This window comes from Hydrogenophaga flava NBRC 102514 (assembly GCF_001571145.1).
GTDB lineage: Bacteria > Pseudomonadota > Gammaproteobacteria > Burkholderiales > Burkholderiaceae_C > Hydrogenophaga > Hydrogenophaga flava.
On the sequence record NZ_BCTF01000018.1, the window covers coordinates 42,753 to 60,578 of the forward strand.

18 protein-coding genes and 1 tRNA gene are annotated in these 17,826 nt (G+C 68.5%); 10 read left to right on the forward strand and 9 right to left on the reverse strand.

Annotation, left to right across the window (positions count from 1 at the left end; translation table 11 throughout):
- Nucleotides 1-21 precede the first annotated feature (21 nt).
- The 3 genes from HFL01S_RS16035 to HFL01S_RS16045 are packed head-to-tail and all read left to right on the forward strand — an operon-like array spanning nucleotide 22 to nucleotide 2,223.
- Entirely contained in the window at nucleotides 22-558 is a 537-nt protein-coding gene (locus tag HFL01S_RS16035; RefSeq protein WP_066260495.1) for an Mpo1 family 2-hydroxy fatty acid dioxygenase, read from the forward strand.
- Complete coding sequence (locus HFL01S_RS16040) at nucleotides 555-1,562, forward strand: 2-dehydropantoate 2-reductase (protein ID WP_066260497.1); 1,008 nt, start codon at nucleotides 555-557, stop codon at nucleotides 1,560-1,562. The genes HFL01S_RS16035 and HFL01S_RS16040 overlap by 4 nt, the downstream gene beginning before the upstream one ends.
- Nucleotide 1,563: 1 nt before the next feature.
- Nucleotides 1,564-2,223 carry a hypothetical protein gene (locus HFL01S_RS16045; RefSeq protein WP_066260499.1) on the forward strand — a complete coding sequence of 220 codons (660 nt, stop codon included), beginning with the start codon at nucleotides 1,564-1,566 and terminating at the stop codon, nucleotides 2,221-2,223.
- Here the strand turns inward: HFL01S_RS16045 and HFL01S_RS16050 are convergent.
- The gene (locus tag HFL01S_RS16050) at nucleotides 2,198-2,668 is read right to left on the reverse strand and encodes an EVE domain-containing protein (RefSeq protein WP_066260501.1); all 471 of its coding nucleotides are present in this window, start codon (nucleotides 2,666-2,668) and stop codon (nucleotides 2,198-2,200) included. The genes HFL01S_RS16045 and HFL01S_RS16050 overlap by 26 nt on opposite strands.
- A gap of 73 nt (nucleotides 2,669-2,741) precedes the next feature.
- Here HFL01S_RS16050 and HFL01S_RS16055 point away from each other — a divergent pair, with 73 nt between their 5' ends.
- The 5 genes from HFL01S_RS16055 to HFL01S_RS16075 all read left to right on the forward strand — a co-directional run bounded on the left by HFL01S_RS16055 (nucleotide 2,742) and on the right by HFL01S_RS16075 (nucleotide 6,935).
- Nucleotides 2,742-3,941, forward strand: coding sequence for a multidrug effflux MFS transporter (locus HFL01S_RS16055; protein WP_066260502.1), 1,200 nt, complete (start codon nucleotides 2,742-2,744; stop codon nucleotides 3,939-3,941).
- Nucleotides 3,938-4,735, forward strand: coding sequence for an alpha/beta hydrolase-fold protein (locus tag HFL01S_RS16060; protein WP_157538906.1), 798 nt, complete (start codon nucleotides 3,938-3,940; stop codon nucleotides 4,733-4,735). The genes HFL01S_RS16055 and HFL01S_RS16060 overlap by 4 nt, the downstream gene beginning before the upstream one ends.
- 32 nt (nucleotides 4,736-4,767) lie before the next feature.
- Nucleotides 4,768-5,523 (forward strand): hypothetical protein, encoded by a 756-nt coding sequence (locus tag HFL01S_RS16065; protein WP_066260504.1) that lies wholly within the window; start codon nucleotides 4,768-4,770, stop codon nucleotides 5,521-5,523.
- Nucleotides 5,524-5,622: 99 nt separating this feature from the next.
- Entirely contained in the window at nucleotides 5,623-6,147 is a 525-nt protein-coding gene (locus HFL01S_RS16070) for a DUF2889 domain-containing protein (protein WP_245644829.1), read from the forward strand.
- 5 nt (nucleotides 6,148-6,152) lie between these two features.
- Entirely contained in the window at nucleotides 6,153-6,935 is a 783-nt protein-coding gene (locus tag HFL01S_RS16075) for an NUDIX hydrolase (protein WP_066260508.1), read from the forward strand.
- 59 nt (nucleotides 6,936-6,994) lie between these two features.
- Here HFL01S_RS16075 and HFL01S_RS16080 read toward each other — a convergent pair.
- Nucleotides 6,995-7,086 (reverse strand) — tRNA-Ser (locus HFL01S_RS16080).
- Nucleotides 7,087-7,188: 102 nt separating this feature from the next.
- On the opposite strand from HFL01S_RS16080, the gene HFL01S_RS16085 reads away from it, so the two are divergent.
- Nucleotides 7,189-8,607, forward strand: coding sequence for a sensor histidine kinase (locus HFL01S_RS16085; RefSeq protein ID WP_066260509.1), 1,419 nt, complete (start codon nucleotides 7,189-7,191; stop codon nucleotides 8,605-8,607).
- 1 nt (nucleotide 8,608) lies between these two features.
- On the opposite strand, the gene HFL01S_RS16090 is transcribed toward HFL01S_RS16085, so the two are convergent.
- The 7 genes from HFL01S_RS16090 to ppc all read right to left on the reverse strand — a co-directional run bounded on the left by HFL01S_RS16090 (nucleotide 8,609) and on the right by ppc (nucleotide 16,723).
- Complete coding sequence (locus HFL01S_RS16090) at nucleotides 8,609-9,202, reverse strand: response regulator transcription factor (RefSeq protein ID WP_079365478.1); 594 nt, start codon at nucleotides 9,200-9,202, stop codon at nucleotides 8,609-8,611.
- 214 nt (nucleotides 9,203-9,416) lie between these two features.
- Entirely contained in the window at nucleotides 9,417-10,712 is a 1,296-nt protein-coding gene (locus HFL01S_RS16095) for a tryptophan--tRNA ligase (RefSeq protein WP_066260511.1), read from the reverse strand.
- Between the two features lie 18 nt (nucleotides 10,713-10,730).
- Nucleotides 10,731-11,399 (reverse strand): site-2 protease family protein, encoded by a 669-nt coding sequence (locus tag HFL01S_RS16100; RefSeq protein ID WP_066260512.1) that lies wholly within the window; start codon nucleotides 11,397-11,399, stop codon nucleotides 10,731-10,733.
- Nucleotides 11,400-11,403: 4 nt separating this feature from the next.
- Complete coding sequence (locus tag HFL01S_RS16105) at nucleotides 11,404-12,045, reverse strand: L-threonylcarbamoyladenylate synthase (RefSeq protein WP_066260514.1); 642 nt, start codon at nucleotides 12,043-12,045, stop codon at nucleotides 11,404-11,406.
- 31 nt (nucleotides 12,046-12,076) lie between these two features.
- Nucleotides 12,077-12,940, reverse strand: coding sequence for a DMT family transporter (locus HFL01S_RS16110; RefSeq protein WP_245644830.1), 864 nt, complete (start codon nucleotides 12,938-12,940; stop codon nucleotides 12,077-12,079).
- A 44-nt stretch (nucleotides 12,941-12,984) separates the two neighbouring features.
- A complete protein-coding gene (locus HFL01S_RS16115; protein ID WP_066260517.1) occupies nucleotides 12,985-13,839 on the reverse strand; it encodes a 3',5'-nucleoside bisphosphate phosphatase in 855 nt (284 codons plus the stop codon).
- 52 nt (nucleotides 13,840-13,891) lie between these two features.
- Nucleotides 13,892-16,723, reverse strand: coding sequence for a phosphoenolpyruvate carboxylase (gene ppc / locus HFL01S_RS16120; protein WP_066260519.1), 2,832 nt, complete (start codon nucleotides 16,721-16,723; stop codon nucleotides 13,892-13,894).
- Between the two features lie 146 nt (nucleotides 16,724-16,869).
- Here ppc and hemC point away from each other — a divergent pair, with 146 nt between their 5' ends.
- On the forward strand, nucleotides 16,870-17,826 hold the full coding sequence (gene hemC / locus HFL01S_RS16125; protein WP_066260612.1) for a hydroxymethylbilane synthase: 957 nt from the start codon (nucleotides 16,870-16,872) through the stop codon (nucleotides 17,824-17,826).

The following is a 17,826-nucleotide window of genomic DNA, read 5'->3' on the forward strand; positions in this document are numbered from 1 at the left end:
CGCCATCCCAAGGAGAGACGCATGGAAACTGCCACCCGCCAGCTGATCGAGTACGCGCGCTACCACCGCGACCCGCGCAACATCGCGACCCACTTTGTCGGCATCCCGCTGATCGCCTTCGGCATCGCGGTGATGCTGGCGCGCGTGCCGCTGGGCGGGGCCGATGCCCTGCTGCCGGGCGCGCACTGGCTGGTCTGGGCGCTCACGGGCGTCTGGTACCTGCGACAGGGGAGATGGTCGCTGACGGTGCCCACCCTCGCGGTGCTGGGGGTGATGGTGGCGTTGGCCGATCCCCTCGGTGAGGCGGACATGGCCACCTGGCTCGCCGGGGGACTGGGCAGCTTCGTGGTCGGCTGGGTGTTCCAGGCGGTCGGGCACGTGTGGGAGGGCCGCAAGCCGGCCTTCTTCGACGACCTGCGCGGCCTGCTCGTGGGGCCGATGTTCGTGCTGGCCGAGCTCCTGATGGCGCTGGGGCTGCTGCGCGGGTTGCGCGAGACCATCGAGCAGGCCGCGGGCCCGGTGCGTCGCCGCGCCGCCCCGGTCGCTGGTGGCCAATGACCCAGCCGCCGCCGGGCAACGAAACCGCACCGGGACCGGTGCTGGTGATGGGCGCCGGGCTGGTGGGCAGCTACCTCGGTGGCCGTCTGCAGGCGGCCGGTGTGTCGGTGGGTTTTGTCGGTCGACCCGCAGTGCTCGACGAGCTGGCGACCCACGGGCTGCAGCTGACCGACCTCTCGGGCGGGCGCCACGAGGTGCCTGCGTCGGCGCTGCAGCTGCACACGGACGTGCCGGCGGGTGTCCAGCCATCGCTGGTGCTGCTGTGTGTGAAGCGCCCCGCGCTGGTGTCGACCCTGGGCCGACTTGCACAGATGCTGCCCCGGGGCACCCTGGTGCTGTGCTGCCAGAACGGGCTGTTCCCGCTCGCCGAGGCGATGAAGCTTGCACCGCAGCTGCGCCTGCTGCCGGCGATGGTGCCGTTCAATGTCATGCGGCGCGGCCCAGGTCATTTCCACCAGGGCTCGTCGGGGCAGTTGTCGGCACTGGCGTCGGCCCGTCTGGCGGGCTGGCGGCCGGTGTTTGAGCGCGCCGGGCTGCCGCTGACCCTGCACACCGACATGGTGCCGGTGCAGTGGGGCAAGCTGCTGCTCAACCTGAACAACCCGGTCAACGCGCTGTCCGGTCTGCCGCTGAAGGCACAGCTGCTGGACGCGGGCCACCGCCGCCGCTACGCCGATCTGGTGCAGGAGGCGCTGGGCCTGCTGCACCGGGCCCGCATCGAACCGCACCGCGTCACGCCCCTGCCCTGGAAGCGCTTCCTGCAGGTGCTTCGGCTGCCGTCGCCGCTGTTCCGGCTGGTGGCCTTTCGCATGCTGCGCATCGACGCGCACGCCCGATCGAGCATGGCCGAAGACCTGGCCGCGGGGCGATTCACCGAAATCGATGACCTGTGTGGCGAAGTGGTGCGGCTGGCGCACACGCTGGGCGCCCAGGCGCCCCTGAATGCGCAGATGGTGCAGGCGATCTCTGCGCTTTCACAGCGCCCCGACAAGACGAAAGAGTGACATGACCCTGTGGAACGAGGCGCGCGCCGAGCGCCGGACCGATCTGATGACCACGGCACTGCTGGCCGCGCTGGCCCTGGCGCTGGTGTTCGGGGCGGCCGCCTGGACGCGGGACTGGCCGCTGTTTTCCCTGTCGCCGCCCGGCGGTGGCGCGGCCGACGTGTCGCTGGCGCAGCGGGAGGACCTGCACCGCACCTTCTTCACCATCTGGGCCTCGCTGCTGCTGGCCGCGCCCGCGCTGGCGGTGCTGCCGCTGGCCGGTTCTTCCGCCTTGGCCGCGCGGCTGTGGCGCATCACCTGGACCGCGTCGCTGCTGGTGTTTGCGGTGCACTTCTGGTGGGCGGTGGTCGAGCTGTTCGGCAACGACTGGTCGCGGGTGCTGAACACGCCGCGGGTGAGTGCGCCGCGGCTGGACACGGTGTTCGCCGTCTGGTGGTGCGTGGACGTGGCGCTGGCCTGGACGGTGCGGCCCGACCGCCTCTGGGTGCGGCTGCAGCGGGCCGGCGTGCACCTGCTGGCCTTCGTGCTGTTCTTCATGGGCGCCGCGCGCGAGGGCGAGCTGCCGGTGTCGCGCGCGCTGGGCTGGGGCTTTGTGGCGGTCGTGGCTGCGGGACTGATCGCCTGGGGCCTGGGCTTCAGGCGCCGAGCAGCCGTTCGGTGATGAAGCGCCAGTGCGCCTCGCTCACCGGCGTGATCGAAAGCCGGCTGCCGCGCTGCAGCACCACCATCTCGGCCAGTTCGGGCGTGGCGCGCAGCTCGGGCAGGCCGATCGTTCGGGTCTTCTTTAGCGCCTGAACGTCCCGCAGCAGCCAGCGCGGCTGCGCCGGCGGAGACTTGGGGTCGAAGTAGGGCGAGGCCGGGTCGAACTGCGTCGGGTCGGGCTTGATCTCCGAGGCCACGCGCGCCAGGCCCACGATGCCGGGCTCGGCGCAGCTGGAGTGGTAGAACAGCACGCCATCGCCGATCTGCATGGCATCGCGCATGAAGTTGCGCGCCTGGTAGTTGCGCACGCCGGTCCAGGGCACGGTGGCGCCGGGCGCGGCCAGGGCGTCGTCGATCGAGCACTCCTCGGGCTCGGATTTCATCAGCCAGTACTGGATGTTCATGGCGCGATGGTAGCCCGGGGTATCGCGCGGCGGACGCGGTCTGCAAGTGAATCGCGGTAGCCTCGGGGGCTTCATGACCGCACCCACCACCCCCACCGCTCCCCACGGCCTGCTGATCGCCAACCTGCTGGCGCAGCTCGCCTTCGGCCTGCTGGCCATGACCATCTGCCTGCCGTCGATGCAGGAATGGGGAGCGATCTTCGGCTCCAGCCAGGCGGCGGTGCAGCTGACCTTCAGCGGCTACGTCGTCACCTACGGTTCACTCCAGCTGGTCTATGGGCCGCTGTCGGACCGGCAGGGCCGCAAGCGCATCCTGATGATCGGCCTGGCCATCGCCTTCGCCGGCTCGGTGATGGCGGTTTTCGCACCCGACCTGCCGACCCTGGTGCTGGCGCGCGTGCTGCAGGGCGCGGGCAGCGCCGCCTGCATGGTGATCGGCCGCGCGCTGGTGCAGGACCTGTTCGCCGGGCCCGAGCGCACGCGCGTGATGGCCTATGTGGGCATGGCGATGGGTCTGTGCCCGCCGCTGGCCACCATCATCGGCGGCCAGCTGCATGTGCGCCTGGGCTGGCAGTCCAACTTTGTCGTCATGGCGGTGCTGGCGGTGCTGCTGTTCGTGGCGGCCTGGCGCGGTCTGCCCGAGCACCAGAGCGCCACCGGCGTGCAGCCACACTGGCTCAAGGCCATGCTCTCGTCCTACGCGCAGCTGGCGCGCGAGCCCTCGTTCGGCCTGCACGTGCTGCTGCTGGCCATGACCACCGCCACCTTCTACGCCTTCCTCGGCGGGGCGCCCATCGTGCTGGGCAGCTATGGCGTCAAGCCCGACGGCATCGGCTTCTACATCATGGCGATCCCGGGCTCCTACATCGTGGGCAACTACCTGACCACGCACCTCTCGCACCGCATCAGCGAACGCCGCATCATGCGGCTCGGGCAGGTGCTCACGGTCGGTGGCGTGGCGCTGATGCTGCTGCTCGCGCTGGCGGGCCTGAACACCCCGCTGGCGTTTGCGCTGCCGCTGGTGCTGCTGGGCATTGGCCACGGGCTGCTGGTGCCGCCCGCGCTGGCGGGCACGGTGGGGCTGCTGCCGGCGCTGGCCGGGTCGGCTGCCGCCGTGGCTGGCCTGGCGCAGCAGCTGATGGGCGCGGTCGGCGGTTTTGCCGTCGGCCTGTTCCACCACGAGGGCGCGGTCAACCTGGGTTGGCTGATGCTGGGCCTGGCGCTGTGCGGAGCCGCCGCGCAGTGGATGCTGCACCGGGGTGCGAAGCCGTGAACCCCGGCGCCCGCGCCGTCGCGCGCCGACTGGCCGCCGCGGCCTTGGCGCTCGCCCTGGCGGCTGGGCTCAGCGGCTGCAGCCTGCTGGTGCGCGAGCCGCGGGTGCCGATGGAGGCACTGTCCCTGCCGCGCGCCGCGGACGCACGCAGCCCGACGCTGATCGTGTTCATGCCGGGCGCGCAGGAGGTGCCGCAGGACATCGTGCGCGAAGGCTTCGTCGATCAGGTGCGTGCGCGCGGCATCGACGCCGACGTGGTCGTGGCCGACGCGCACCTGGGCTATTTCTACGGCGGCGTGTTCGAGCAGCGCTTGCGCGAGGACGTGATCCAGCCGGCGCGCGCGCAGGGCTACCGCTCGGTCTGGCTGGCCGGCATCTCGCTGGGCGGCTTCGGCGCGTTGCGCTATGCGCGCGCCCACCCGGACGAGGTGGACGGCGTCATCGCGCTCGCGCCCTACCTGGCGCCGCGGCTGGACCTGCAGGCGGTGTGGCAGGCCGGGGGGCTGGCGAGCTGGCGGCCGGAGCGGCCACCCGGGCCGCGGGAGCATGAGCGTGCGCTGCTGCTCTGGCTGCAGGGGTATGGCGATCCGGCGCAGCGGCGGCCACCCCTGTTCATTGGTCATGGCGAGGACGACCGGCTCAAGCCCTTCGGGCCGCTGATGGCCGGCCTCCTGCCCCCCGTGCACCTGCTGTCGGCGCCGGGCGGCCACGACTGGGCGCCCTGGAAGGCAATGTGGGCCGACGCGCTGGACCGCGCGCCGCTGCCGCGTGCCAGCGGCGCCGGTTTGCGCTAGCCTGCGGGCTTCGACCGCTGCGGGAGCCCGCCATGGACCTGACCGCTTTCGTTTTTCTCGCCCCCTTCGTGTTCGTGGCCTTGGTGCTGTGGGTGGCCACGCGCACTGCGCGCCGGTACCGCGAACAGGCACAGGGCCAGCTGGCCGCCGACGCCGCTGCGCGCGGCTGGACCTTCGAGAGCAGCACCGAAGGGCTGTTCGACCTGCACCGCTGGTCTGGCCAGACCGAGGGCCACCATTGGACGGCCGAATACCGCCGGGGCCGTCACCGCAAGAGTTCGGGCCACACACGCACCCACCGGCTGCGCTGGTGGACCGATGGTTTTGGCGGACCGTCCACGCCCATCCTGCTGATCGGTGTGCCGCGCGGCAAGGAGCTGCCCGCACTCCAGCTGGCCGAGGGCGACGGCCTGCTGGCGACCATGGCCCAGAAAGCCGCGGGCTTCGCCCTCGACAAGGCCCTGGACGTGCACTTCGGTGAGGAAGCGGGGCGGCAGATCGACGCGCGCGGGCTGCGCATGGTCGAGGGTGCCGGTTTGCCGGGCTTCCTGCCGATGGCGGTGGATGTCGCCCAGGCCCGTTTCTGGTGCGACCAGCCGGCCCACCGCCAGGCCTTGCAGACCCAGGTGGGCGACGCGGCCAGCGCCTTTTCCAGTGAGCAGGACCGGCCCTGGGTGCTGCTGCTGGGCCGGCGCCTCACCCTGGCGCAGTCGGTGCCGGTGCGCAGCACCGCCGATCTGGAGCGCCTGGTCCGCGCCGGGGTGGTGCTGGCCGAGGCGTTCCGGTGACAGCGCCGCGGCCGCCATCGCGGAAAATCGGGGCTGTCCGAACCTGAACCGCGATCGAGGCCGCCCTTGCCATTGCCACCACCCGTTGCCCGCACTCCCATGCACACCCGCCGCGTTGAGTACCGCGGCTTCCGCCGCGACGACGGCCTGTGGGACATCGAGGGCGAGATGCTCGACACCAAGCCGCACGCCTTCGAAATCGAAGGCGAGGGCGAATGGGCGCCGAACGAGCCGATCCACCACATGAGCATCCGGGTCACGGTCGACGAGGCCATGGTGATCCGCGATGTGCAGGTCAGCATGGACGCCCATCCGCACGACCCCTGCCCGCAGACCATGCCGCCGATGCAGGGCCTGGTCGGCGAAACCCTGGGCAAGGGCTGGCGCAAGACCATCGAGCGCCACCTCGGCGGCACGGTGGGCTGCACCCACCTGCGTGAGCTGCTGTTCAACCTGGCCACCGCGGCTTTCCAGACCCGCTCGTCCTCGTTCGCTCCTTCTGGCGACGGCCGCCCGCCCATGCACTTGGGTCAGTGCAAGGCCTGGGCCTTCGACGGGCCGGTGGTCGAGAAGGTCTACCCCATGTTCTTCCGCTGGCAGCCGCCGCCGAAAGCCGTCGGCTGATCCGCATGGCCATCGAGATCCATTTCGACGCGGTCGACAGCGCGCCCATCGACTCCGCCACCGTGATGGTGCTGCGCGATGGCACGCGCGGCCTGGAGGTGCTGATGGTGCGCCGCCATGGCGATTCGGGCGTGCTGGGCGGCGTGCATGTGTTCCCGGGTGGCAAGCTGGATGCGCAGGATAGTGAGGCGGCGCTGCCGGGTATGGACCACGAGGCCAGTTGGTTTGCACGGACACTGGGTGAACCCGGTCTGGCGCCTGCAATCGCACGCGGCCTGTTCGCTGCGGCGCTGCGCGAGACCCGCGAGGAATGCGCGCTGGCGCTGCCGGCAGGGTCCTTGGCGCCTTGGTCGCGCTGGATCACGCCGCGCCAGCCCTCGGTGACGCGCAAGCGCTTCGACACCCGCTTCTTCATCGCGGCGGCGCCGCCGGGCCAGGAAGCGGTGCACGACGACTTCGAGGCCACCGAGGCGGTGTGGGTGGTGCCGAGCGAAGGGCTGCAGCGCTACTGGGCCGGCGAGATCGACCTGGCGCCGCCGCAGATCATGAGCCTGGTGCAGTTGGCACGCATCGGCGACGTGGCGCAGGCGCTTGCCGCCGCACGGCAGCGCCCGCCGGCCCTGATCGAACCGCAACCGTTCGACGACCACGGCGAGCGTGTGATCTGCTACCCCGGCGATCCGGTGCATCCGGTGCGTGAGGCGGTCTGGCAAGGGCCGACGCGGCTGCGCTACCGCAACCGTCGCTTCGAGCCCGAGGGTGGCCTGGCGGCCCTGCTGGGGGACTGAACGACGATCAGAAACGACAACGCCCACTCGGAAGTGGGCGTTGTCGTGGAACGAATTCCTGGCGGAGAAGGAGGGATTCGAACCCTCGATACAGGAGATCCTGTATGCCGGATTTCGAATCCGGTGCATTCGACCACTCTGCCACCTCTCCGCGGTCAAGCCCTGCATTCTAGCAGCAGCTGGGGTGTCGCTTTTTCCGCGACTCACCGGCCCGGACGCGGTGCGACAATGCCACCCACCCTGAGCGCACCACATGCTTGTCGACACCCAGCCCGCCACCTACCAGCACGTACCGGCCACCGCCGAGGTGCGAGATCAGTGGGTGAACTCCCGGCTGATCGCCGTGCTCATGGACAACGTGATGCCCACCCTCGGGGCGGCCCTCATGGCCATCCCCCTGGTGGTCTTCATGCTGTGGAACGAGGTCAACCTGTTCGTGCTCCTGGGCTGGGTGGTCGCGCTGCTCTTCATGATCGGGTTCCGCTACCGCATGCTGGGCATCTACCGCCTTCAGTTCGACATTCAGGAAGGCACGCAGCGCAAGGCCTTCATCCGGCGCTACCAGTGGTCCTGGGTGGTCATCGCCTTCCTCTGGGCCAGTGTCGTGCCGATGAGCTACGGGCGCTCGGGTGTCGGGGTCCAGTTCATCTGCGGGATGCTGGTGATGGGCCAGGGACTGATTTCGCTGGTCTCGTTCAGCCCCTACCTGCCCGTGTTCCGCATTTACGCCAACACCGTGGTGCTGGTGGTCGCGGGCGCCCTGATCGCGGCGCCGTTCACGGTGTCCCAGCAGTCGCCCAATGCGATGCCCATCGACACCAGCGCGGGCCTGCTGGTCCTGCTGACGCTGTTCTGGTGGTTGCTGATGTCGGCCGGTAGACGCCTCAACGAGGTCTACCGTTCCAGCTTCGAGCTCCAGTTTTCAAACCAGGAGCTGATCGATTCCCTGACGCAGCAAACCCGGGCTTCCTTGCGCGCTGTGGCGACCAAGAACCGCTTTCTGGCCTCTGCCGCACACGACCTGCGCCAGCCGGTGCATGCGCTCAGCCTGTACGCCGACTGGCTGGCCACCGAGCCTGAGATGGCGCGCGACATCTCGCCGCGCATCCTGCAGTCCACCCGGGCGATCAACGAACTGTTCGACTCGCTGTTCGACCTCACGCGCATCGACGCAGGCAACTACAAGGTGCGGCTCCAGCATGTGGATGTCCAGCAGCTGTTCGCCGATCTGTCGCTGCAGTTCGCACCGGTGGCTGCGGGCAAGTCGATCCGTCTGCGCACCCACACCCGTCCTGCCGTGATCTGGGCCGACCCTGTGGTGCTGCGGCGCATCCTGGGCAACCTGCTGTCCAACGCCCTCAAGCACACGAGCAAAGGGGGCGTGCTGCTGGGCCTGCGCTATCGCGAGGACATGCTGCTGTTCGAGGTGTGGGATACCGGAGTGGGCATTGCACGCGAGCACCAGCAGGCCATCTTCCAGGAGTTCTTCCGGGTCTCGCAGCACCATGGCACCGAGGACAGCCCGGGCCTGGGTCTGACCATTGTCTCCAAGCTGGCCACGATGATGGGTTACCAGCTGGCCCTTTCTTCCGAGGCCAACCGGGGCAGCGTTTTCCGGGTGATGATCCCGCTCTACACCCAGCAGCAGGGCGTGCCGGACGTGCCCACCTGAATCACATGTCCAGCAGACCGGCCGTGCGGGCGAGGTGGCTGGCCTGCGAGCGGCTCTTGACGTTCAGGCGGCGGAACAGGCGCCAGAGGTGGACCTTGACCGTGTGCTCGCTGATCTGCAACTGTTCGGCGATGTCGCGGTTGGAGAGGCCGCGATCGAGCATGACCAGCAGCTGCTTCTGGCGCTTGGAGAGCTTCTCGGGAATCGTCGGTGCGTTCTCGTCTTCCGGCTCATCGGCCAGGAATTCACGCAGCACGCGGCCGATCTGGGCTGCGCCAGCCGACTTCTCCACATAGGCGTCGGCGCCGGCTTCGCGGGCCAGGTCCTCGTAGTCGGACGCCGGAGAAGCCGACAGCACGATGAGCGAGGTGTCGGGCAGCATCTGGCGGATTTCCCGCACACCAGACACACCATGGGTGTCGGGCAGCTTGAGGTCCAGGCAGACCAGTTCGGGCTCGCCGTGTTCGGCGATGGCACGGCTGACGGTCGCCAGACGCTCCAGTTCAATTACCTGGGTCGAGGTCCGCAGGCGGCGAAGCAGCATGACGACGGCCTCGCGCATCAGGGGATGGTCGTCAATGACAAAGATACTCATGGCAAATGCTGTAGGAATAGGTGCTTCGAGGGTCCAGCATATAGGTATCGACGGTACTTGGCGATACCAATTTGCGACCCATTGCAGTCCTTGTTTTTAGTTTTCCCCGGCCCAAGGCGCCGTGCGTGGAACTCCAGTCCTCATCTCATATTGTCTCACCGGGGGCCATCGAATGGGAAAAAGTGGTGGGCAGGATGGGCTGCCAAACCCGGACTCAGGTCACGGTCGGCGCGAAATGCTGCAGGGCGGTGCTGATTTCAGAGCGGTCGCCTGTCAACGAAAGCCGGTCCTGAAGCGCCACGAGCGCGGTCTCGCCTTGTGACTGCAACTGGCGGATGGCGTCCGCAGCGTCCCTAGGGGCGGGGAAGCCGCTGCTCTGGATCAACAGCTTGCCTTGGGCATCCACCAGCTTGAAGTAGAACTGCCCGTCTTTTTCTCGGTACTGCTTGAACGCCGGGGCAGCGGCTTTGGCCGCCTTGGTGGTCGTTCCGCTGGGCAGATCAGCCAGCGAGCGCAGGCCCACCGCGTGGCGCAGCCGGGCGGTGAACGGCGTCGCAATGGCACGGGCCTTCTCGGCGCCCCCCTTGAGTGTCTTTTCGATCTGCACCGGATTCTGGATGAGGGCGTCGTAGACCTCGCGCATCGGCGCGATCTCGCGCTCCAGCCGGTCGAACAGCACCTGCTTGGCCTCGCCCCAGGCGATGCCGTCGGCGTAGGCCTGGGCGAGGGCGGCGGTTTCTTCGGTGCTGGCAAAGGCCTGGTAGAGCTGGAACAGGGCCGAGCCTTCGGTGTCCTTGGGCTCGCCTGGCGCCCGTGAATCGGTCAGGATGCCCATGATGAGCTTGCGCAACTGCTCCTTCGGTGCGAACAGCGGGATGGTGTTGTCGTAGCTCTTGCTCATCTTGCGGCCGTCCAGGCCGGGCAGCAGGGCCACGTGGTCCTCGGTCACCGCCTCGGGCAGGGTGAAGTGCTCGCCATAGAGGTGGTTGAAGCTGGAGGCAATGTCGCGCGCCATCTCGATGTGCTGGATCTGGTCGCGGCCCACCGGCACCTGGTGGGCGTTGAACATCAGGATGTCGGCCGCCATCAGCACCGGGTACATGAACAGGCCGGCGGTCACGCCGGCGTCCGGGTCCTCGCCGGTGGCGTGGTTCTTGTCGACCGATGCCTTGTAGGCATGGGCGCGGTTGAGCAGGCCTTTGCCGGTGATACAGGTGAGCAGCCAGGTCAGCTCGGGGATCTCGGGGATGTCCGACTGGCGGTAGAAAGTGACCTTCTCGGGGTCCAGGCCGCAGGCCAACCATGTGGCCGCGATCTCCAGTGTCGAGCGCTGCACCCGCTCCGGTGCGCCACCGGTCTTGATGAGCGCGTGGTAGTCGGCCAGGAAGTAGAAGTTCTGGGTGTTCGGCAGGCGGCTGGCGCGCACGGTCGGGCGCACGGCGCCGACGTAGTTGCCCAGGTGGGGGGTGCCGGACGTGGTGATGCCGGTCAGGACGCGTTGGAGGCTCATGGACAGTCGGGGAAAAAATCAGAACAGCAGGGCGCGCACGGGGGTCAGCAGCAGCTCGATCAGCGAGTTGGTCAGACCCATCAGCGGGTACATCCAGAGAGAGTCGATCACACCCATGATGACCAGCGCCATCACGATGAAAAAGCCCCAGGGTTCGATACGCGAGACCATCACGGCCTGCTTCCAGGGCAGCAGGCCGACCAGGATGCGACCGCCGTCCAGCGGCGGCACGGGGAACAGGTTGAAGGCGAACATCACGAGATTTACCAGCACGCCTGCGCGGCCCATCTCCAGAAAGAACCGCTCGTCCACGCCGAAGAAGAGCATCAGATACAGGGCCAGGGTCCAGAGAATCGCCTGCACCAGGTTGGCACCCGGCCCCGCCAGCGCCACCCACACCATGTCCCGCTTGGGGTTCTTCAGACGTCCGAACTGTACCGGCACCGGTTTGGCATAGCCGAACAGGAAGGCGCCAGAGGTCGCGAAATACAGCACCAGTGGCATGAGGATCGTGCCGATCGGGTCGATGTGCTTGACCGGGTTGAGCGTGATGCGGCCCAGCTTCCAGGCGGTGTCGTCGCCGAAGTGCCGGGCGGCGTAGCCGTGGGCCGCCTCGTGCACTGTGATGGCGAACAGCACGGGCAGGGCGTAGATGGCGACGGTTTGAACGATCTGGGCGAAATCCATCGGGCTATTGTCCCAGACCCAGGGCCTGCAGCGGCCCGCGGCCCTCGCGCACCACCTCGGGCTCGCCACCGGTGCCCATGGGGGTGAGGTCGACCACGGTGGTGGGTTCCAGGGCGCAGGCGCCCGCATCGATCACGCCGTCGATCTCACGTTCGAAGCGCTCGCGGATCTCGCCGGCGTCGTTCATCGGGTCGCTCTCGCCGGGGGCGATCAGCGTGGTGGCCAGCAGCGGCGCGTTGTGCAGATCCAGCAGGGCCAGCAGGGCTGTGTGCTGTGGCACCCGCAGACCGATGGTCTTGCGCGAGGGGTGGCTCACCCGCCGGGGCACTTCCTTGCTGGCCTCGAGGATGAAGGTATAGGGGCCCGGCGTGGCCAGCTTCAGCAGCCGGTACTGCCGGTTGTCGACCTTGGCGTAGCTGGAGAGCTGGCTCAGGTCGCGGCAGAGCAGGGTCAGGTGGTGCTTGTCGTCGACCTGGCGGATGCGGCGCAGCCGGTCGGCCGCAGCCTTGTCGTCCAGGTGGCAGACCAGGGCGTAGCTGGAGTCGGTTGGCACTGCGAGCACGCCGCCCTTTTCGAGCAGCTGCACCGCCTGCTTGAGCAGGCGTGGCTGCGGGTTGTCGGGGTGGACCTCGAAAAACTGGGACATGACGCGATTGTGCGCTGGCCGGTCCGAGGATTCAGACCTGTGGGGGCCGCGGCGCCCCCTGGCCCCTGCGGGCGGTCAGCCAGCTTGCAGCAACGCCGCAGGCCACGATGAGGACGATGCCCAGCGACTCCAGCGGGCCGGGCACATGGTCGAACACCAGCCAGCCGCAGAACATCGCAAAGCCGATCTGGGTGTAGACGAAGGGGGTGAGCGTCGAGGCGCTGGTGCGGGCGAACGCAAGGATGAGCAGGAAGTGACCCACCGTGCCCATCAGCCCGACCAGGCAGAGCAAACCGAAGGTGCGGGCGTCTGGCATGGCCTGCCAGACGAAGGGCAGCACGGCCGATGCCACCAGCGCGCCGACCCAGCCGGTGTAGAAGTGCATGGTCATCGGGTCCTCGGTGCGCGCCATGCGGCTGGTCAGGATCTGGAATCCGGCGTAGGTCAGCACCATGACCACCGGAAGCAGCGTGGCCCAGCCGATCGTCGCACTCCCGGGCTGCACCACGAGGAGGGCGCCGACAAAACCGCCGGCGACCAGCGCCCAGCGCAAGGGCGACACACGCTCGCCCAGGAAAGTGGCCGCCAGCAGCGTGACAACCAGGGGTGTGGTCATCACGAAGGCAGTGAATTCTCCCAATGGCATGAACTGCACACTCACGAAAGACAGCGCGCTCACGGCCAGCAGCAGCAGGCCTCGCAGCAACTGAAAGCGTGGATGAGTGGTTCGCCAAAGACCGCTGCCACGCACCGGCAGCATCACAGCGGTGACCGCGACCGCCTGGAACATGTAGCGGAACCAGACCGCGACCAGGACCGAGATGTAGGCGCCGGCCACCTTGACCGCTGTGTCCAGCACCGCGAAGCAGGCCATGGCACTGACCAGGAAGGCCACTCCCACAACCGCTCGACGGCCGTGGGCCACCGGTAGCGTGCTCGTCACTGGATGCGGGATTCGAGCAGGGACCAGACCGGCGTGACGCCGCCGGGCAGGTCGGGCAGCTTGCCCAGGTCGGTGTGGCTTTCGTCGGGGCTATGGAAGTCGCTGCCGCGCGATGCCAGCAGACCAAACTCGCTGCAAAATTCGGCGTACTTCACATAGTCGGCCTGGCTGTGAGCCCCGGTGACCACCTCGACGCCACGGCCACCGTGCGCACGGAACTCGTTGAACAGCGCGAATTCTTCGTTGGCGGTGAATTTGTAGCGGGCCGGATGCGCGATCACCGCCACACCTCCGGCGCCCGTGATCCACTTCACCGCATCACCCAGGTTGGCCCAGCGGTGCGGCACGAAGCCGGGCTTGCCTTCCGCCAGGTACTTGCGGAACACGGCGTTGGTGTCGGGGCAGTGGCCCGATTCGACGATGTAGCGCGCGAAGTGGCTGCGCGAGATCAGGTCGGGGTTGCCGACGTACTTCATCGCACCTTCGAAGGCTCCGGGAATGCCCGCACGTGCCAGCTCCACGCCCATCTGGCGGGCGCGTTCCTCGCGGCCGCCGCGGGTCTGGCGCAGCCCGTTGACCAGCGCCCTGTCGGTGGGGTCGAAGCCCAGCCCGACGATGTGCACCGTGACATTGGCGAACGTGACCGAGATTTCGGCACCGGTGAGGTAGGGCAGGCCCACCTGCCGGGCCGCCGCTGCCGCGCGCTCCTGACCTCCGACCTCGTCGTGGTCGGTCAGCGCCCATAGTTCGACGCCATTGGTCTTGGCCCGAGGCGCGAGCTCCTCGGGCGTGAGCGTGCCATCCGAGACGACGGAGTGGCAGTGCAGGTCGGCGTTGGTCAAATGGGTCACCTGTTCATTTTAGTGGCTGCCCCCTGCCCCCGCTGTCGTCGCGGGGATGGCCTCAGCCGGTGTTGCGCAGACCGGCTGCGATGCCATTGATCGAGAGGTGGATGCCGCGGCGCACCTTTTCGTCCTCGTTGTCCAGATCGCCCGAGCGGTGGCGTTGCACCAGTTCGACCTGCAGGTGGTGCAGCGGATCGATGTACGGGAAGCGATGGCGCACCGAGCGCTGCAGGGCTTCGTTGTTGGCCAGGCGCTGCTTTTCGCCGGTGATCAGCGTCAGGGCTTCAGCCGTACGGTGCCATTCGGCCTCGATCGAGTCGAACACCTTCTTGCGCAGCTTCTTGTCCTCGACCAGCTCGGCGTAGCGCGTGGCCAGGGCCAGGTCGCTCTTGGCCATGACCATGTCCATGTTGGACAGCAGGGTGCTGAAGAAGGGCCACTGCCTGAACATCTTCTGCAGCAGTTCCTTGCGCTGGGCCTGCCCCTTGGCACCGCCGCCCTTGAGGAAGGCCTGGACGGCCGAGCCGAAGCCGTACCAGCCGGGCAGCGTCAGGCGGCACTGGCCCCAGCTGAAGCCCCAGGGGATGGCCCGCAGGTCCTCGATCTTCTGCGTTGCCTTGCGCGAAGCGGGGCGCGAGCCGATGTTGAGTTCGGCGATCTCGCGGATCGGCGTGGCGGCGAAGAAGTACTCGGGGAAGCGCGGCGTGTCGTAGACCAGGGCGCGGTAGGCCTTCATGCTGGCGGTGGACAGCTCGGCGGCCGCTTCCAGGAACGCCCTAGGCGCGTTGCGCGTGGGCTGCAGCAGCGTGGCCTCCAGCGTGGCGGCGACCAGGGTTTCGAGGTTTCGCCGGCCGATCTCGGGGTTGGCGTACTTCGAGCCGATCACCTCGCCCTGTTCGGTCAGACGGATCTGGCCGCGCACCGTGCCCGGTGGCTGGGCCAGGATGGCCTGGTAGCTCGGGCCGCCGCCACGGCCCACGGTGCCACCGCGGCCGTGGAACATGCGCAGACCGATGGTCTTCTCGGCACCCGCGTTGAGGTGGTCGAACAGCTCGACCAGCGCGATTTCGGCGCGGTAGAGCTCCCAGTTGCTGGTGAAGATGCCGCCGTCCTTGTTGCTGTCCGAGTAGCCGAGCATGATGTCCTGCTCGCCGTAGCCGTCGGCCGCGCCGCGCAACACCATCTCGCGCACGCCGGGCAGGGCGTAGTAGTCGCGCATGATGGGCGCGGCGTTGCGCAGGTCCTCGATGGTCTCGAACAGCGGCACGACGATCAGCTCGGCCACCGCGTTCTCCGACAGCAGGCCGTGGACCAATCCCACTTCCTTCTGCAGCAGCAGGACTTCGAGCAGGTCGCTGACCGTTTCGGTGTGGCTGATGATGGCGTGGCGGATCGCCGCGTTGCCGTAGCGCTGCCGCGCCGCGCGCGCCGTCTCGAAGATGGCCAGCTCGCTCTGCGCGTGGGCCGAGTAGCCGGCGCCCGGCACCCGCAGCGGCCGCGCGTCGTTGAGCTGTTTCAGCAGCAGCGCGCGTTTGGCGTTTTCGTCGAGGGCGCTGTAGTCCGGCTCGATGCGGGCCGTGGCCAGCAGCTCGGCCACCACCTCTTCGTGTTTGTCGGAACTTTGGCGAAGGTCCACCGTGGCGAGGTGAAAACCGAACACCTCCACCGCGCGGATCAGCGGACGCAAGCGGCCACGCACCAGATGGGCGCCATGGTGGGCCAGCAGCGAGGCTTCGATGGTGCGCAGATCGGCCAGCAGCTCCTCGGGGCCGCTGTAGGGGTCCTGCGGCGCGATGGCGTGCCGCGCCGCTTCGCCCCCAGTGAGCGCCTGCAGGGTGGCGGCCAGACGGGCGTACATGCCGGTGAGGGCGCGGCGGTAGGGTTCGTCCTGGCGGTGGGCGTTGCGGTCGGGCGAGCGCTCGGCCAGCGCCTGCATCGCCGGCGAGACCTGCGTGAGGATGGCCGAGACCGAGAGCTCGGCGCCGAGCAGGTGGATCTGGGTCAGGTGGTGGCGCAGCACCATCTCGCACTGGCTGCGCAGGGCCAGGTCCAGTGTGGGGGCGGTGACGTTGGGGTTGCCGTCGCGGTCGCCGCCGATCCATTGGCCCATGCGCAGGAAGGGTGCCAGACCTTCGGCCGCGGCGTCGCCCAGGCCCTCCTCGAGGTCGCGGTACAGCCGCGGGATCTCGCTCAGGAACGTGGCCTGGTAGTAGCTCAGCGCGTTCTCGATCTCGTCGGCCACGGTGAGCTTGGTGTAGCGCAGCAGGCGGGTCTGCCACAGCTGCGTGACGCGGGCGCGCAGCTGAAGCTCGTTGTCGGCCAGCTCGCGCGGCAGCAGGTGGTCGCGCTCGGCCAGCAGGCGGGCGATGTCGCGCTCGGCGTCCAGGATGCTCTTGCGCTGCACCTCGGTGGGGTGGGCGGTGAGCACTGGAGAGATGTGCGCTTCGGCCAGGCTCTGCACGATCTGCGCGGGAGCGATGCCCGCCTTGTGCAGGCGTTGCAGCGTCATGGCCAGGCTGCCGGGCTGCACATCACCTGCACGCTCGTGAATGGCGCGGCGGCGGATATGGTGGCGGTCTTCGGCCAGGTTGGCCAGGTGGCTGAAGTAGGTGAAGGCGCGGATCACGCTCACCGTCTGCTGGCCCGAGAGCCCCTTGAGCAGCTTCTTGAGTGTCTTGTCAGCCGACTCGTCGGCGTGCCGGCGAAACGCCACCGAGAGCTGGCGGACCAGCTCGATCAGCTCGAACATCGCCTTGCCCTCCTGCTCCCGGATCACGTCACCCAGGATGCGGCCCAGCAGGCGGATGTCTTCGACCAGGGGCAGGTCCTTGTCGGCGCCGGCACGGCTGCGGGATGACGGGGCGGCTTTGCGGGCAGGGGAGGGGCTCATGCGAGGTGGTGGCGAGGGGAGGCCGAGAGGTGTTGCTGAAATTTTGGGCAGGGGCATGCTAGCATCCAAAGCTACCTGCGGCGTTACCAACTGGGTACCAAAACGCCGGTCCCGGCCTGATCTTTTTTTGATATCGCACCGTGTCCATTTCAAACCCGTCTGCCCCGCTTGACATCACGATCGCCACGCGGGAGAGCCGACTGGCGCTGTGGCAGGCCGAGCATGTCAAGGCGCTCTTGCAATCTTTGGGCCACCGCGTGACCCTGCTGGGCATGACGACCCAGGGCGACCAGATCCTGGACCGCAGCCTGTCCAAGGTGGGTGGCAAGGGCCTGTTCGTGAAAGAGCTGGAGGTGGCGCTGGAAGAGCGGCGGGCCGACATCGCGGTGCATTCGCTCAAGGACGTGCCGATGGACCTGCCCGGCGGGTTCGCACTGGCCTGTGTGATGGAGCGCGAAGATCCGCGTGATGCGTGGGTGTCCGCCTCCTGTGCCTCGCTGGCCGACCTGCCCAAGGATGGGGTGGTCGGTACCTCCAGCCTGCGCCGCCTGGTGTTGCTGCGCGAGGCGCTGGATCGTCTGGGCCGGCAGGACGTGCGCATCGAACCGCTGCGTGGCAACCTCGACACCCGCCTGCGCAAACTCGACGAAGGACAGTACCACGCCATCGTGCTGGCGGCAGCCGGTCTCAAGCGCCTGGGGCTGTCTTCGCGCATCCGCAGCATCTTCGACCCCGAACAGTCGCTGCCCGCCGCCGGGCAGGGCGCCCTGGGCATCGAGGTCCGCAGCGACCGCACCGATCTGATGCAGGCCCTCGCCCCGCTGGTGCACATGCCCACCTGGTTGCGGGTGGCGGCCGAGCGCACCGTTTCCCGCGCCATGGGCGGAAGCTGCTCGATGCCGCTGGCCGCCTATGCCCGCTGGGACGCCGAGGCGTCGCAGACCCTGCGCCTGGACGCCGCCTGGGGCGATCCCGAGGGGCGCTTGGCGGTGGTGCGGGTGCAGGAGCAGGCGCACATCGAGACGCTCGAACAGGCAGAAGCCCTGGGACACCGGGTGGCGCAGGCCCTGCGCGCCGGCGGTGCCCGCGCTGCAGGAGGCTGA